Raw genomic sequence first — 17,544 nt, 5'->3', positions numbered from 1 at the left:
ACTCATACCCTTCTTAGGATTTCTTCAGAAACCGGGCCAGCTTGGAGCGTTTTTCCGCCCCGCCCTGGCTATTGGCCACACCACTACTATTTGCCGCTTCGCTGGAGCGAAGACCACGCTGACGTGCTTTCTTGCCGGCGCGCACTTTCGCCTCAGCCAGCAGCGACCGTGGGGAGAACTTGGCCCGTTGCCGCTTCCAGAAGCCTACCGACCCAGTCATGCCGTTGACGGAATGGTCCACGTTCTGCCAATAGGTGGCTACTTCCTCTTCACTTGGCTGACCGGGGCCAAAAATAGCCGCATCCGCCCGCTCGGCCAGCAGCGCCGTACTGGCTTGGCTTGCCGGGAAGGCGCTGTTAAGCGAGGCTGCGCTTTCCCGACGAGTCCCGTTGCCGCCCACTTCGGCACCAAGGTCGGTGGCCAGACTCAATACTTCAGACCATCCCCCACCCACACGATCGGTGGGAAGACCTGTGCTGTGACGCTTCTTGCGGCGCCGAGTCTTAAGCACCACTATAAGAACCAAGGGCAGGGCAATGATGATGATGGGGATGGCTGCCACCCCAAGAATCATCAGAATTGTTCCGAAGATCCCTGCTTGGTTATTCTTTTTACCATCAGTGTCCAAAGCATCGGGGGCGCTATCTGGTGGCAGGTCGGCCGGCTCCTGCGGCGGCGGCGGAGGCTGCAAGACCTGAGGCTTGGGTTTCGAAGCATTCTGGGGCTCTGGTGGGTTGGGGATGTGGTCTTTATCCGGGGTGGGGTTGAAAGGTACCCAGCCCACGCCGGCAAAGTTCACCTCAACCCAGGCGTGAACATCGGATCCTTTGACAACCACACTCCCGGCACCATTGTTAGGGTCCTTCTCATCCAGGTAGAAACCCATGACAACCCTGGCCGGAATCCCCAAATGCCGTGCCATTAGGGCCATTGTTGTTGCATACTGCTCGTCATCACCCACCATCTCTTTCCCGCTCAGCATTTTGGTGATGCGGGCCGCGCTATGGCCAGAGTTGGAGGTGGTTTGACCCTCAAGGCCGTTGCTGAACTTACCCTCACGCTGCAGCGCACTCTCCAGCGCCTGGACCTTCTTCAACGGTGTGTCAACTTCTCCGACAATTTCGTTGGCCTTGGTCCCTACCACCGGTGGTACATTTTCAAGCTTGGGCAGGGGAACTGAACCAAAACCGGACCCGGCAAGTTTATTAGCATCAACGCTGGGAAGCTGCACATCCATGGTGTACTCATCCCCCTTGGCCACACCTGCCAGGTTCAATGCTGTGCCTGAGGCCTTGTTCAAGTACAGGTTGGGTGATTGGCCGCTAATGCTTTCATAGCTAAGGCTCTGTGCGGCGGAGACGGTGGGAATCCACACGTCGCTGTAACCATCTACAACAACGCCAACACTTGTTCCTGTTCCGGCTATGCCGTTGTTCAATGATTTGGGGTCCCCGATCGGGGCAAAGGAGGCAGAACTGTTGGGGTCCACGTTGAAAACAACGCCGTCATAATTGTCCATGGCGGCAAGGCGGACGCGGCCATTCTTTGGCAGGTCCTTCACCGTCAACAATGCTGTGTCTTTTTCATTTTTAACGTAGTCACGGAACTTTGTCAGCGGGGATGGCAAATTGTGGAGGTCTGGCGGTGGGATCACTGTGTCACGCAAAACATCACGATCGGCGCTGACAGTCAGTGCGGGTGCCGCCGCCATTGTCACGGCACCGGCAACAAGGATGACACCTGCGCCCATGCCGATACGGCGGAGCAGTGAAGTCAGGGTGGCTGCTTTGTCCTGGATTTGCTGGTTGGCAGAAATTGCACCTGCAGTTTCGCGGCGGAGGACTTCATGCCGGTAAGCGAACCAGGCGATGGCACCTGCAGCCAAGAGAGATCCACGCAGTACCGGGAGGAAAACTTCCGTGGTGCCAAACAGAATAGCTGTGATGAATAAAACCGCCACGGGGATCATGGCCCAATAACTGTTGCGCAGGCGCCAAGCGAGCGTTGCCGTGAGAATGGCTGCCACAAAAGCGGCTAAGTACGGGACAACTAATACCTCTACGCTCGTCCCTACGGGAGGTGCCAGGGTCAGCAGTTGTTTCCATGAAAGCATGATGCCCAGCAAGAGTCCACGTAATGATCCAAGGCTGGGGATGAAGCCAAGGATCGATTCTCCGGGAGCGGCCAATGCGCTGCCAAAAACCATGTAAACAACAAAACCAAGGCCAATCATGGTAATCAGGCCCAAACGCCAGTGGGCACCCAATGCGCCCACACCGAGACCAAGAACAATGGCACCAAAACCGGCAACCAGGTAATGCGGGTTATGCCCAAATGCCGGCCCGAAACCCACAACGGCCACGCCCAGCAAAATAGCCAATACGGCGCCGTCCAGGAGGAAATGCCACCACCGGCGCCCTCCGGCAAAAGCCGAAGGACTTGCCGAAGGACTCCGGGTGGCAACGGCCGGGTGTGCTTTCCTGCGGGCGCTCACGCGACTGCCTTCCTGAGAACAATGGCAAGATCAGCCAAATCGCCCAGTGTCAGCACTGTGAGATCTGCAATATTTGCTCTGGCGGGTTCGGCCCCCGAGTAACAGCGCACAGCAAAGGCGCGCACTCCTGGCGGGACAGCGGCAGCTGCACTGCGCAACTGTGAGGGTGTAACCCTGGAGCCAACAACAAAGAACACCACCGAGGCGTTGGGAACGGTGTCAGAGAGTGTGCGGGCCAGATCCACGGCTGTGCCTCTGCGGTTGTGACTTTGCAACCGTGTCATATCATCAAGGAGGTTCCGCCCTGTTTCACAGCGGATGGGTCCGCGCTGCGTCATAACGCTCAACTCACGGTTCTCCTTGATCGCTTGACGGCCCAGCGAAGCCGCAGCCGAGATCGCTAACTCAAGATCGTCGTCGTGCGCGTATTCATCCATGTTCACCGAAAGCGCCACCGCCATGTGGGAGCGACGCGTCTCCTCGAACTGACGGACCATCAATTTACCGGTCCGGGCAGTAGTCTTCCAGTGGATGTGCCGGCGATCGTCACCGGGGACGTAGTCACGCAACGCATGGAAGGCGATGTCCGAACTTGAGAGGTCCTTGGTGGTGAGGCCTTCCAGATCCTTCAGGAATCCAGCGGCCGGCCCATCAAGGGCGGTCGTGTGCGGGTGCACAAAGAGATCGGTGGGATCGGTCCACAAAACCTGGCGACGCAGCAGCTGTAATGGATCAGCACGCACGGAACGCACGGGCCCAACGGTGATCACAGCACGGCGTGTGGTGGGGATGGTAAAGAGGTCCTCATGGACCTGCCCCGGCGCCATGCGCGGCAAATGGAAGAGCGCAGTTGCCGCGCCCACCGGAAGTTCAAGAGAGGCAGGCAGCACAGCGTGGGGGGAGGTATTTGTAACGGCGATGCTACCAACAGCGCGATCCCCAACGGCCACACGGGTGCGCGCTAGATCAAGAGTCACCTCATACATTGACTTGCCCAGGATGAAGGCGATGGCGATGAGCAGCAACACCACGCTAAACAATGCGGCAATCTTGGCTTCCTGCCAGCCAAAGACGGCACCAACAATCCACAACACTATGGCTGCACCCATGGCCACGAAGCCTAAGGTACTAATGGTTTCAAGCACCGGTACCACGTGACGCTTCCACCACGTGGTGACTTTCAACCACACGGGAGCGCCATAAATGCTGGCGAAACTGCCGCCCTCACGCCACAGGGACGTGGGGTGCAGGCGTGTGGGTGTGCCTTCGCGTTGGAACGGCCGGGAGAGAAACTCTTTGGCCTTTCCTGCGTTGGACTTCATACTCATCTTTTACCTTTAGCTCAATGCGCTGTAGCTGGGTGTGCACCAGCTCGGCGGGGCGTGGTGGCTTTGCTGCTTTAACGTGGCCTAGCGGGACTAAACTGACGCGCGCTGTTGGGGTGCGGCCACTTCGGCCAGGACACGGCTGAGAACAACCTCAGGAGTGGCGCCGGCAAACTCAGCTTCCGGATCCATGACGAACCGGTGTGTCCACACGTAAGGGGCAAGTTCCTTCACATCATCTGGCAGTACGTAGTTGCGGCCCTTTGAGGCAGCCCACACCTTGGCGATGCGAACCATGGCGATGGCACCGCGGACGGAAACACCTAAACGAGTTTCAGGAGCGCTACGGGTTTCTTCACACAGCCGTGAAATATACTCCAACACCGCCGCATCGGCATGCGCAGTTGCAGCCAGATCAGCCATTTCGGCAACGGCCTGCGGTGTAATGATGGCTTGCAGCGTTGAAGTCCTATCCCGCTGGCCGGAGCCGGAGAGCAGCTGCACAGTGGAGGCATGATCCGGGTAACCAATTGAGGTTTTGACCAGGAAACGGTCAAGCTGGGCTTCGGGCAGACGGTAAGTACCGGCCTGCTCAATGGGGTTCTGGGTTGCCAGCACCATGAACGGACGGCCCGTCTCATACGTGGTGCCATCCATGGTCACACGGGACTCTTCCATAACTTCCAACAGAGCCGACTGGGTCTTGGGTGAGGCCCTGTTAATCTCATCCGCCAGCACAATGGTGGCGAAAATCGGGCCCTTGTGGAACTCAAACTCCTGCGCCTTCTGATCGTAGATCATGACTCCGGTAACGTCTGAGGGCAGCAGGTCGGGGGTGAACTGGATACGGGAATTAGTTCCCTTGACAGTTGCCGAAATGGCCCGGGCCAGCATGGTCTTGCCCGTGCCGGGAGCATCCTCAAACAACACGTGACCTTCTGCCAGCATTGCCGCAAGGGTCAGGCTAATGACATGAGACTTGCCCAAGATTGCCTGGCCAACGTTAGAGACAAGTTTCTCAAACGTTCCTGCAAACCATGTGGACTGTTCCGGGGTCATGGACATAGTTCCTCTTTCGATCGTGTTATTGCGTGCCTAGCACACAGCAAACCTGCATTAGTTTATCCAGTAATTAGTGTTACTCGCCATTGGCGGGCCTACGGGAGTTGATTTTCCTAGTTAGCCGGCTTTGTAGAACGGCAGCATCCGGTGAAGAAAGTACCGCTAACACTCCCCCATACCGCCCGGAGTTGGTATATTCGTAGACTCGGCCTTCACATATCCCCAGTCGCTGTAGCCGGGCGAAGTGATGTGATACCACTTGTGCGAATCATTCCTGCCACCCCAATACTTGTAGCAGTTGACCTGCACGGGGGTGTTGGCCTCCAACCACTGCGATGAGCAGTTGGCAGGGCTGCCCGGGGTGAAGTGGTCACCGTTGCCGGACGCCTTCTCCAGGCAGCTCCGCGGATTGACCGAAAGAGTCCACGAGGTAGGCTTCGGTGGCGTCTTTTTCCCGCTCTTGGGCGTGACAGTCTGCACAGGACCGTACTGGCCAATGGAGTTCACCGTCCGTGCCTGGATGGTGACCTGGGTGTCATATCCGCCGGTATTAAACGATGCACTTCCATTCCCATTCTTACTGGACCAGCCACCACTTGGGAGGAGAATCTCCACGTGCTTGGCGTCCACGGCTCCTCCGGGGAAACTCCAGGAGTAGGAAACAGAGGTGCTGTCAGCACCACCATTGCTGCCGCTAAGTCCGGCTGTCCCTGGGGTGCCGTAGGGTTTCACCGAGTTCGACGGCGCCGAGGCACTTCCAGAGCTGGCGAACACTGCCGATTTGGCTCGCACAGTGACGGTGGTGTTTGCACCATTGGTGGCGGAAATCGTTTGTCCTGATGTCACAGGTATGTTGTTGGCCCCTGGGCTCACATTGGCAAAGTACGTTATCTCCCCTGGCGTGGCCCCACCCAGGGCAGCGCCGCTGAGGGCCGGGAAAGTAAGAGTGACTTGTCCACCGGATCCGCCTGTGTTGGCCAAAGCGATAGTAGGTTGGCCCACTTGACCGGGCTGGCTGACTGATCGCCAGCCAGCAGATGCCGGGCTCAGCTCAGATCCTGACACTTCGGTAGTTGCCTGGACCTTGAATGTGTAGTTGGCAACCGCGTTGGGCAGGGACACCGTCTGGCTTGTTTGCGTGGTGGTGATGGCATCTTTTTGTGCCCCATCCAAATACGTGAAGAGCGTGTATTGCTTGAGCACTCCGCCATTGAGTTTTGGTGCGCTCCAATTGACCCGCACTTGGTTTTGATTGCCCACCTGATCAACCAGTGAGGTTGTTGGCGGCGCAGGGGCAAATGGTTTACCAGCCGGTGAAACCGCCTTGGCGGTGTACGCACTCCACTCTGATGGCTTGGGCGCGCTGTTAATTGCCTGTACACGGAACGTGTACTCTGTCCCGTTGGTCAGGCCCGGCCAAACAAGCTTGTTTCCAGTCACCGATTTTTGCGGGTTCTGGCCGGCAGGAACCGGGGAGATCTGCACGTTGAAACTTTTGACGGCAGAGTACTCGCCCACCGGGGTCACCCAGCTCACATCCAGCGTTGTGTCACCACGGACAATGGCGGGCGGTGCAGGCTTATCCGGCTGTTGGTCGGGTGTGGCCGAGGCAGAGGCTTTGGAGAAGGCGGACTCCCCCACAGCATTTTTTGCACTCACCGTAAAGGTATAAGGCTTTGAGTTCGTCAACCCCGTGATCAAACAGGTGTTGGTGGCACAGCTCTGGGTGAGACCGTCACTGCGTTTGACTGTGTAACCAGTTAGTGCTGAGCCATTGTCCACCGGTGTGCTCCACTTCAGCAGCACGGATTTACTCTTGACTTCCTGCACCAGCGGAACAGCTGGAACGGCTGGCTTGCCTTTCACGTTCAAGGTAATGCGTCCATCAACGTGGCGTGCCGGATCCTCGGTTTTGTCGGCCACCGTGTAAAGAACAACTACGTTGCCGGTGAAATCCTCCGGAGCCTGCACTGTGACATTTGATCCCGCGACAGACACCTGTGTGCCGGGGGCACCCGTGACCATCTTTGCATCCACTATTTTCAAGGCGGTGTCAGGGAACGGATTGACATCATTTTCCAGCACAGGAATTGTTTCCATCCTGCCTGCGTGGGCATCAGGAACTGAGTCGGCATTGGCCACGGCCTTGGGTTTGGTTGAGGAGCTCACTATGATATTCACCTCGGCTGTGACAGGTGGGTTGTGCCCATCCTCCACTGAAATTCCTAAAGAATGAGCCGAACCCAGTCCTGCCTCTTTTGCCGCCTCAACGGTGAGGCTCGCGCCGTCGAGCTTGGTCTTGAGGCCGGCGGGACTATCTCCGGTGATGGCGAACTTCAGCTGATCCTTCTCGGGGTCGCTGGCTAGTAGCCCAAGATTTACGGTGCCGGATTCAAGCTGGGCAACCGTCAGTTCTGTTCCCTGGAGCTTGGGCGGCAGATTCTTTGCCGGTGCCGGAGTTACCTCGGTCATGATCGTCAGCGTTGATTTCAAACCGTCAGGATCCTCCGGGCCTGTGCCGTCAGTAACCTCAAAGGTGATGGATCCGGGGCCGTAAAAAGCTAGATCGGCCTTGTACGTCAGCGCCGCACCATCGGCTGTCAATGCCTCACGGGCAGGGGCACCAATCATCTGGATCTTGTCAGCCTGGCTGATCCTGGGCGTGCGCCCCTCGCGGACTTTGACGTAGTCGCCAAGGTTCGCCACAGCCGTCTCACCCGCCTGGACTTTAATGACTTCGTTGCTGGCCAACACCGGGTATTGGGCGTCCAAGCCCGGCACCCACACAATGGCGCTCGAGGAGAGCTTGTCCTGATCAGTCACTGTGTAAGGGATCATCTGCGGTTTAGCGCTCAAGGTGATGCGTAGCGTGCCATCGGAATTGATGGAGGCATTCTCATTGGGCAGCGTCAGAGTCAGCGCCAGTTCATCGGCAACACCGTCCGGGTCCTCATCATTTTTCAACACAGGAACAGTGACGGTGTTCTTTCCCAGTGCCTCCTGAATTGTGACCTCATCATCGCGGGCAATCGGCGCACGCAAAGGAGCATCCGGGGTGACGTTCATTCGGATGTTTGCTGTTGCTCTGGCACCTGAAGGATCACTGACCGTGTACCCCATGGTGGCAATACCCGTGGCTGAGGGGCTCGTCAGCAGCACCCGTCCAAGATCGGTAACGGAAGGCTCCATCTCGTCAGGACCATTGAAACCGTCCTTGATTACAAAGAGCTGGTCTGCGTCCGGATCAGTGTCATTGAGGACCACATCAAGGGCCACCTTACGGTCCGGCCGCATAGAGATGAAGTCATCGGCGGCTGCTGGAGGGCGGTTGCTGGAATCTTCCGGAGCAATCCCCACCTCAACCGTTCCTATCGCTTCGGCGCCCAGACGGTCTCTGACTTTATAGGTGAACTTGTCAGTCCCGGCAGCATTTCCTGCCGCCGTATACAAGACGAAACCCTTACCCGCCACGGCCGTGCCCAGCGTAGGGGCAATGTCAATGCCGGCAAGTTGCACCGAGTCCCCATCGGGATCAATACCGTCCAGAGGAATCTGAATCTTGGTTTGACCACCGGCGATCACCCGCCCCTTGACATTTTTAGGTGCCGGAGGCAGATTCCGTTCAACATCCTGGGCCACGATGTTGATTGTCACGGTGGCAGAATCGGTTTGACCCGATGCGTTGGTGACTTGATAGATAACGCTCACAGCGCCCGGGGTGGGCCCGGCCAGAAAACGCAGCGAATCCTGATCCACCCATAGTTTTCCGGCTGCTTCATCCGGTTGGTCCACAATTTCCGGATGTTTTAGCGTAGCCCCGTTAGGATCAAAATCGTTGGCGAGCACGGGGATGCGCACCACATCGCCCACCCGAACGTCTGCCACGTCATCATGCGCCACGGGTGGTTGCAGCGTAGCTGGTGATGGAATACGTACCACGGCAACAGCACCGGTAGAGGTGCCCTGACCGTTTGAGACTGTGTAATTAATGGTGACAGGGAAACCTGGGTCTCTGATGTCAGTAATCTTCAAAATGTTGTGTTCCAAAACGGTTACCGAGACGCCTGCGTCCGCTGAGACGTCAACCCCGCGAACCACCAATACCCCACCAGCTGGATCGGTGTCATTGCCAAGGACATCAACCAAGGTGCTGCCGCCAACGGGCAGCAGCGCCATATCCTTCACAGCAATGGGGGCAAGGTCTTTCTGCGCCGCAACCACATCAACCCGAATCAAACCCGTAGCGCTTTGGGGACCGTTGGTGACCTGGTACGTCAGGTAGCTGGCGCCCAGAGTTTCAGAAGAGAAGGTGAAGGTGCCGTTATCGGCAATAGCAGAGAGAGTTCCGCTCTCCGGCTTGTCCACACTGGCTAAGCGAAGTTCGCCACCTAGCGGATCCTGGTCATTCGCCAAGGGTGCAACAATGGCGCTTTGGCCCACAACAACCCGGGCGTAATCGGCGTTGGCCACTGGCGGCACGCCGCCGGAAGGTTTGACGCTGACCTTGATCTTCTTCTCCACAATGGAGCGCGTATCGGAGACCTTGATGGTTACGGTGCGCAGACCGTTGGAGGATCCATCATCGGTGTAGCTCAGTTCACCGTCCGGGGTGAACTTCACCTGGCCGGTTTCCTCGGCCGAGGACGCTCCGACAAGGAAGATGCTGTCGCCGTCAGGATCCAGCATGTCTGCCAGAACATTTTGGCTGATCGTTTGCCCCTGGCCAACAATCATGGTGGTGGGGCGCATTGAAACAGGTTCTGAATTCTCAGCCTCGGGTACCACCCGAACGCTCACGGCGCCCTGATCTGTTCCGCCGCGACCGTCGTCGTTGGTGTAACTAAAAGTTTCGGTGACGGCGGGTGCGTCAGCCGGAGTCACCAGTTGCAAGCCCGTCCCGCCATAGACGGTTTGCAAGCTCCCTGCCTTGATATTTTCGGCGCTGTCACGCACTGTGAGCACGTCGCCGTCAGGGTCGGAGTCGTTGTACAGCACAGGTAATAGCGTGGTGCTTCCGGCACGGACGCCGTACTGGTCGGGTTCGGCTACGGGTGGCCGGTTGGGTTTTGTCCTATCCGGCAGCGTGTTCACAACGTTGGGATCGGCTGAGTCTTTATCAGAATCTTCGGCGTTCTTTTGGTCAACACTGAGATCATCCCAGTTGTTGACAAGCATCATGTTTTCATTGACAAGCCAGACGTCCCCACCGGCCATGTCGTTGAGCACCACCACATCGCGGTTCTTCCTGAACACCAGATCGGATGCCGCCGTCGCCTTGGGAATATCCCGTGGCTTTGACTCACCGTCCACACAGTGGAAAAGGTATTTATTTGAGCCATTCCAGGCACTGTGGACGCAGCCGCCCTGCTGTACTGGGGCAATGGGGGTCCCCAACGATCCCGCATCAATAATCGTTGCCGTGCCACCGCCCAGGGGTTGGAGCACCAACGAGTTACCGGTTTCTAGTGCGACAAAATCGCTTTTCTCACTGCGCTGCTGCAGTTTTGCCCCCTTGGCTGAGGGGACCACCACTTTTTTATTTCCCGGAAGAAACACGGTCCCGGTCTCGGGGTCAAGCACTACCGGCTTATCCCCCACAACGCTTAGCGTCAGCCGGCCGTTTTCCGGCAAGCCCTCCATGGTGGCGTCCGTAGCCTCAATAACTTTTCCGTCACCGGAGACGTTTAGCTCGGTGAGCACGGCGGCACGCGGGTCAAGCACAAAAACCTGACTCACGCCGTCGTCCGTTTTAAGGGCGACGGCGGCGCGTGCATTGGTGATCTTCGTCCGGATTGGTTTTGTGGTTTTTTCATCGAACGAGCCGGCGGTGTTGGTGGGTACGCTCCACACCTTGCCGGAGGCCGGGTCGGTGATGACAGTGATTTCACTGCCCAGGGAGATGGTTTTGCTGGCGCCAAGTGCTGTGTCCTGGGTCAGTGTCATGGCGGGCACGTCAACCTGGTTCAGGAGGGTCCCGGAATCGTTGTCCATGAAGACCGTTCCGGCGTCCTGGAGTACGTCGAAACCATCCGAGGTGGCGGTGAAGCCGCCATCAAGCACCTTCGAGGGGACATTGAGGTGCCCCACCATGTTGATGCTGCGGTTGGTCACCCACACGCTGCCGTCGTTGAGATCCACGTCGGCGGTGCTGAAACCGGGGTAGATCAATGCCCCGGCAACAACAGCGGCGGAAACAACTGCAGCGGCGGATACTGAGAAGAACCGCCGTTGCGTGATCTTCCCGGCAAAAACGTTTAAAGCCATGAAAAAACCCTTAACTCGCCGGATTTTGGTGACCGGCTAGAAGACACTTGTAAAAATAATTGATCGGTGGTGACACTGGGCAGCGCTCCCCCTAAGGACTACTAACCCACTGTTAGTGTTCCGTAACTGGGCATTGCTCGCAATGGGGAGTTGTGCCCGTCGGAGCGCCTCCCCATTGGGGTTGGAGTAAACCTAGCAGCGGACGTTGCCCCCATTGCGATCACGCACATCTACTGTGATGCCCTTAACCCAGCGACCGGCTTGTGGACCTGTTGACATGACGTACCAGCTGCCGCTGCAGCCTGTCACCTGAACCCAACCATCGGCATAATCCAGCCACTTTCCCCCAAGATCAACGTTTCCCCCAGGGGAAATATTACCGTCGCAGGTAGCCGGGTTGGATGAGAAGTTGTTGCGTTCTCCAGGTCCTTGCGTACAAGAGTGCCAGTCTCCAGCTTGTACACGGACTTCAGTCACCGGCGGCGCTGGAGGTGGTGGTTTAGACCCGGCTTTGGCTGAAACCGCAGGGGAGGGCGCACCGCAACCCCCAGCGTTGCAAGCTCTCACGCTCAGAGTTGCTGATTGATCATAGACTCCCGTAAAGGAAAAGCTCAAAGCCTTTGCCCTGCTTTCCCAGCCAGCACCATTGAGGCTGCTTTCGTAACGGGTGATGGCACTGCCATTGTTGTTAGCCGCCGCCCAGGTCCAGCTCAAGGTCTTATCTCCCTCTCCGGCTTGGTTTCCGCTCACTGTGGTCCGCTGCGGAACACCGTAAGGAGTAACCGTGGGGGATGCTGCTGAGTTGTCCCCGTTCGATGCGAACGCTCCCGTAGCGGCCCGTGCCCTGACGGTGGCTGCTACGCCACTTCCATTAGGAGAGGACAGAACGGCTCCGGAAGCAACTCCACAGGTTTCTCCCGTAGTGGTGAGGGTAACGCAGTACGTAACCTCATTGGCTGCATAACCATTGAGCTGCGCAGCAGTTAGAGGTGTGTAGCCAACTTGAACACGCCCACCAGCTGCGGTTTCATCCACTATCTTTATGCTCGGTGCGGCCATGATGCCCACCTTGCCTACGGCTCGTTGCGGGGTTGAGGCAGGGCTGGCACCGCTGGTTCCAGCCTTGTTTGTGGCGACTACCGCGAAAGTATAGGGAGCCGTTGAGTTGTTCACCGTTACGGTCTGAGCGTTGGTGCCCGGCGTGTAGGCCCGTGAGGGCTCACCCCCGCCGCTTTGGGTCAGCGTGTAACCGCTGATAGCTGCGCCGTTGTTGAAGGGCGCCGCCCACTGGACGCTAATCTGGTTCTGACTGCCAACCTGGTTGAGCATCTGAACAGTGGGCGCGGCAGGGGCGGATGGTACGCCAGCCGGTACTACCGAAGCTGAGTAGGGGCTCCACGCTGAAGGTTTAGGCGCCTTATTAATGGCTTGGACTCTGAACTGGTATTCAGTTCCGTTCGTCAGCCCGGACCAGGTTAGGGAGTTGCCAGTTACCCCGGGTTTCTGGCCGTTTTGTCCCGGTGGCGCGGGCGATATTTCAACGTTGAATTTCGTGACGGCGGAGAATTCTCCCACGGGCGTCACCCATTCAACGCTGACCGACTTATCACCAAAAGTAGTAGTAGGGGCTCCCGGTGCGTCTGGAACTTTATCTGGCATCGCAACGGCTGATAACGGCGATGGTGCTGACGTACCAACAGCATTGCTAGCCGCCACAGCGAACTTATATTCTTTGGCGTTGGTCAGCCCTGTAATGGTGCACGTGTTGGTGGCACAATCCTGAGTACCACCTGCCCAGCTCACAGTGTATTTGGTAATGGGTGAGCCATTATCTGCTGGTGGATCCCATTTCAGCAGGACAGCCTTGTCCCGTTCTTCAACAATCTGAGGTTTGCTGGGTGCCTCGGGTTTGCCCTTGATGGTGATTTTGATGCGGCCTGTTGCGTGCCGGCCCGCATCCTTGGTTTTGTCCTCTACGGTGTATCTAACCACCACCGTGCCCTTGTAATCTTCATTGCTGTTAACACTCACGCTGTCGCCCGTGTGCGTCACGGTGATACCCGCACTGCCGGTTTCCGTCGTTGTGTCCACCACGCGCAAAGGCGTATCGGGGAATGGATTGACGTCATTTGCCAACACTTTGACTACTTCAGCACGGCCAGCGAAGGCCTCCAGCACAATGTCATCATTTGCCACCGGGGGCGGAAGTGAGGTTGACATTGCGCGCAGGAGGACTTCGGCCACAACCGGATCGTTGCTGCCGTCAGTAACACTAAGCTGCACAGTTGCCTGCGCACCCACCTGGGTGCCATTACTTTGGGATACGCTCAAAATGGTACCGGCGAAAGATACCTCGAAGTTTCCAGGCTGGCTGCTCACCATGGCGTACTTAAACTTTTCCTTATCCCCTGGATCAATATCGAATGCCAAAGGGCCTACATCCAAACTGGCTTTTTCTTGTTGGGGCACATCCAATGAGGATCCTGTGAACGTGGGTGGGGTATTCTTCTTTTCGTCTTTTTTATCGGGGGTAGACACCTTAGCAGGATCAACCAGTGTCATGACGGTTAGCGTGGATTTTAGCCCGGCTGGATCGTTCGGTCCCGTCCCATCGGTGACCTCAAAGGTGATTGATCCGGGACCGTAGAACTTGATGTCGGAGGCATAATTGACTCCGGCACCATCGCCAACAATGACATTGTCTTTTCCTGCACCAACAAGTGAGATTTTCGATTCCTCAGTCAGCCGGGGAGTGCGTCCATCTCTGACTTGGACATAGTCGGCAAGTTTCATCACGGCACTCTCACCGGCCGTCATTCGAATGACGTCAGTGCTCTTGAGCGCGGGGTATTGCTTATCCTGCCCCGGAACCCAGATGAGCGCTGTGGATCTCAACTCATCTTGATCCGTAATGGTGTAAGGAATCAACTGTTCTTGTGGGACAAGTTCAACCCGGACGGCTCCATCAGAAGTGACAGTGGCAGTATCTAAGTTCATCCCGGTGACTGCTTGAATACTGACCTTGAGCTCCTCCGTCACCCCGTCTGGATCAGCATCATTTTCAAGCACTGGAACATCAACTGTGTTCTTGCCCAGCATCTGTTTGACCGTGACACGGTCATCGCGGGCTATGGGCGCTTTCAAAGGTGCATCCGCTGTCACAGTCATGCGGATATTGCCGGTGGCTGTGGCTCCAAACTTATCTGAAACCGTGTACATCATGGTGGAGATGCCGGGCTCCGCTGGAGATGTTAGAAGCACTTTTGACTTCTCCGTCACAGTCGGCTTCATCTCAGCCGGGCCCTGGAAGCCATCCTTGACCAGCCCTAACTGTCCACCGTCAGGATCGGAATCATTGAGCAGAACATCCAAAGCAAGCTTGCGCCCCGGGCGCATCGTGATGTAATCGTCCTCGGTGACAGGAGGGTGGTTCACAGCAAGTGGCGGGGCAATACCAACGTCAACTCTTGCTGTTGCTTCGGCACCGAGCCTGTCGCGCACCCGGTACGTGAATGAATCCGTTCCGGAGGAGCTCCCGCCGGCCGTATAGTAAATAAACCCATTGCCTGTCTCAGCTGTTCCCAGCCCCGGCCCTTGGTCAATTCCAACCAGTTCAACGGAATCCCCCTCCGGGTCAATACCGTCCAGTGGAACCACAATCCGAACCTGGTCTCCCGCAATAACACGTCCGGTAAGGTTTTTAGGGGCCGGCGGCAGATTGTGTTCGGGGTCGGCTGCAACAATGGTGATAGTGACTTGCGCCGAGTTGAACTGACCGGAGCTGTTCGCCACCTTGTACACGCCTTGGACTGTTTTGGCCGTTGGACCGGCAATAAAGCGCAGCTGGTTCTGATCCGTAAATAGTTTGCCCAAGGCTTCATCCGGAGACTCCACCACGACGGGGGACTTAAGTACCTCACCATTGGGGTCTGAGTCGTTTTCCAGGACCGGGATGGTCACCACATCCCCAACCCGCACAATGGCGGTGTCCGGCTCAACTCTTGGTGGCAGCAACTTATCCGGTGCGGGAATACGAACCACCGAGATTTCGCCGGCAGCATTGCCGACTCCGTTGGAAATGGTGTATTTGATGCTCATTTTGTCTTTCAAGCCACGCAAATCCGTCACCTTGATGATGTTTCGGTCAATGATCGTGGCGGAGACAGGCGATCCTGTAGGCAATTCAACAGACTGGATGACTAACACGCCGCCCGCAGGGTCCGAGTCATTTCCCAATACATCTACCAAAGCTGACCCACCTGAGGGCAGCATGACCAGATCCCTGACCGCAACAGGCAGCCCTTGTAAATCAGCTTCCACCACTTCAACTCGAATAAGACCTGTTGCGCTCATTGGTCCATTCGTCACCTGGTATTCCAAATAAACAGGTCCCACAGCACTGGAGGTAAAGATGAATGTACCATTATCTGCGATCTCAGAAACCGTTGAATTTTCCGGCTTGGAAACGCTCGCCAACCGCAATTTGCCACCCGCCGGATCCTGATCATTCTTCAACGGGGCTAGCACTACTGGCTGACCAACCACAGCCTTGAAAAAGTCCGCATTGGCAACCGGAGGCACGGCCCCTGCCGACTTGACGTTGACGAGAATTTTTTTCTCGGTGATGTCCTGACCATCTGAAACAGAGATCATCATGGACTTCATACCAATATTTTCACCATCGTCGGTATAGCTGAGCTGACCATCAGGGGTGGACTTGATGACGGCTGAGCCGTCCTCTGACACCGCGTCATTTAGATAGATATCATCCCCGTCGGGATCGATCCAATCCGTCAAGATATTTTGGCTCATGGTCTGGCCCGACTCCACCACCAGGGTGGAGTCACGCATGGTGTCGGGAGGGGAGTTTTCACTCACCGGCACTACCCGCACATTGACAGCCGCCGTGGAGGTGCCGCCGCGGCCATCGTTGACGGAATACGCGAAGGATCCGGCCCCGGCTTGTCCATCCGGGACTGTGATCTGTAAGCCTGTTCCATCATAGATGGAGGCCAACGCACCCATCTCAGGTGCCACACCGGGAGGCTCCACTGTGAGTACGTCACCATCGGGGTCGGAATCGTTAAAGAGCACCGGCAGGATGGTGGTCCGCCCTGCTCGCACGCCAAAGGAGTCCGCTACTGCTTCGGGGGGACGGTTAGGTTTGGTCCTGTCGGGCAAGGTGTTGACAACGTTCGGGTCAGCCGAGTCCTTGTCAGCGTTGTCCGCCTTCTTCAAGTCCGTCTTCAGGTCATCCCAATTATTGACCAGGAGCATATTTTGATTGACCAGCCACACATTGCCGGTATTGACATCGTTGAGGACCACTACGTCCCGGTTTTTACGGAAAACAAACTCTGATTTCCCGCTTGCCTTGGGGATGTCCACCAGTTCACCACTGCCGTTGCAGGCCAGCACATATTTGTTTGCTCGGGACCAGGCCGCGTGGACACAATTGTTTTGAACTACCGGGGCCACAGTTTTTCCTGTGCCAGATAACTGCAGAACGTTCGCATCTGATCCGTCAAGAGGCTGGGTGAACAAGGCAGTAGCCGTTTCTACGGCTACAAAATCACCCTCTTCCGTTGGCTGGGCCAACAAAGCTCCCTGAGCGTTGGGAATAGTGATGGTCTTGCCACCGGGAAGGAACAGCGTTCCTTTCGCCGCGGCAAAGACCACCGGTTTTCCACCGGCAACGGTGATTTGTACGTCTCCCAAACCAGCCAACCCGGCAAGGACCGTGCGCTCCTGGGAGTCAACTTTTCCGGCGTCGTTCAGCACTGTGGTAATCAGCTCACCGGCATCGCTGTCCGCAGTGTAGATAGTGTCATCCGGTGCGGTGACAGAAACCGCGCCACCCAAATTTGTCAGGATGGGCTTGGTGGTTTTATCGTTGAAACCCGGCACCTCCGCATTGGGCATTGCCCAAACTTTCCCGGCACCGGAATCGCTAAGCGTTACAAGATGGCTGCCCTGGGAAACCGTTTTGCCGCCGCCCAGGCTAGTCTCGGAATCCATTGCCATCATGGATACGTTCACGGGATTCAGCAGGGAACCACCATCACCGCTCATGAAAACATTACTGGCATTTTGAACTACGTCGAAGGTGGGGCTCGTGGCCGTAAACCCACCGTCGAGGACCTTTGACTGGTCATTGAGGTGGCCCACCAAACCGTCGGCACGGTTGGTGACCCATACGCTGCCGTCGTTGAGGTCTACGTCAGCTGTGGCGAAGCCTGGATAAATCACTGCCCCTGTCACCACTGCCGCCGAAACAACAATCGCTGCCGAAGCAGTAAAGAGTTGCCTCTTGTTAGTGAAGGAGGTGAACAGGGAGATCAATGCCATGACAAACCTTTGCTTCCCCGCGCCGGCCGGAGAATCGGGTATGAATGAATA

At 56.9% G+C, this 17,544-nt stretch carries 5 protein-coding genes; all 5 read right to left on the bottom strand.

Translation table 11 applies throughout. The annotated features are described in order from the left end of the window. Positions 1-13 precede the first annotated feature (13 nt). The gene (locus tag AAFM46_RS04860) at positions 14-2,494 is read right to left on the bottom strand and encodes a transglutaminaseTgpA domain-containing protein (RefSeq protein WP_343319886.1); all 2,481 of its coding nucleotides are present in this window, start codon (positions 2,492-2,494) and stop codon (positions 14-16) included. After that, on the bottom strand, positions 2,491-3,822 hold the full coding sequence (locus AAFM46_RS04855; protein ID WP_283530240.1) for a DUF58 domain-containing protein: 1,332 nt from the start codon (positions 3,820-3,822) through the stop codon (positions 2,491-2,493). Before AAFM46_RS04855 ends, AAFM46_RS04860 begins: the two co-directional genes overlap by 4 nt. 90 nt (positions 3,823-3,912) lie before the next feature. Further along, positions 3,913-4,884, bottom strand: coding sequence for a MoxR family ATPase (locus tag AAFM46_RS04850; protein ID WP_283530242.1), 972 nt, complete (start codon positions 4,882-4,884; stop codon positions 3,913-3,915). 159 nt (positions 4,885-5,043) lie between these two features. Next, positions 5,044-11,145 carry an Ig-like domain-containing protein gene (locus AAFM46_RS04845; RefSeq protein ID WP_343319883.1) on the bottom strand — a complete coding sequence of 2,034 codons (6,102 nt, stop codon included), beginning with the start codon at positions 11,143-11,145 and terminating at the stop codon, positions 5,044-5,046. Positions 11,146-11,337: 192 nt separating this feature from the next. Continuing rightward, positions 11,338-17,493 carry an Ig-like domain-containing protein gene (locus AAFM46_RS04840; RefSeq protein WP_343319881.1) on the bottom strand — a complete coding sequence of 2,052 codons (6,156 nt, stop codon included), beginning with the start codon at positions 17,491-17,493 and terminating at the stop codon, positions 11,338-11,340. Positions 17,494-17,544: the final 51 nt, after the last annotated feature.

The sequence above is a fragment of the Arthrobacter sp. TMP15 genome (genome assembly GCF_039529835.1).
Classification (GTDB): Bacteria; Actinomycetota; Actinomycetes; order Actinomycetales; family Micrococcaceae; genus Specibacter.
This window is presented reverse-complemented; position numbering and strand designations above follow the sequence as displayed.

Excerpts from the sequence above, each read along its gene's own strand:
- AAFM46_RS04855 (WP_283530240.1), bottom strand. The coding sequence starts at position 3,822 with ATGAGTATGAAGTCCAACGCAGGAAAGGCCAAAGAGTTTCTCTCCCGG.
- AAFM46_RS04850 (WP_283530242.1), bottom strand. The coding sequence starts at position 4,884 with ATGTCCATGACCCCGGAACAGTCCACATGGTTTGCAGGAACGTTTGAG.
- AAFM46_RS04845 (WP_343319883.1), bottom strand. The coding sequence starts at position 11,145 with ATGGCTTTAAACGTTTTTGCCGGGAAGATCACGCAACGGCGGTTCTTC.
- AAFM46_RS04840 (WP_343319881.1), bottom strand. The coding sequence starts at position 17,493 with ATGGCATTGATCTCCCTGTTCACCTCCTTCACTAACAAGAGGCAACTC.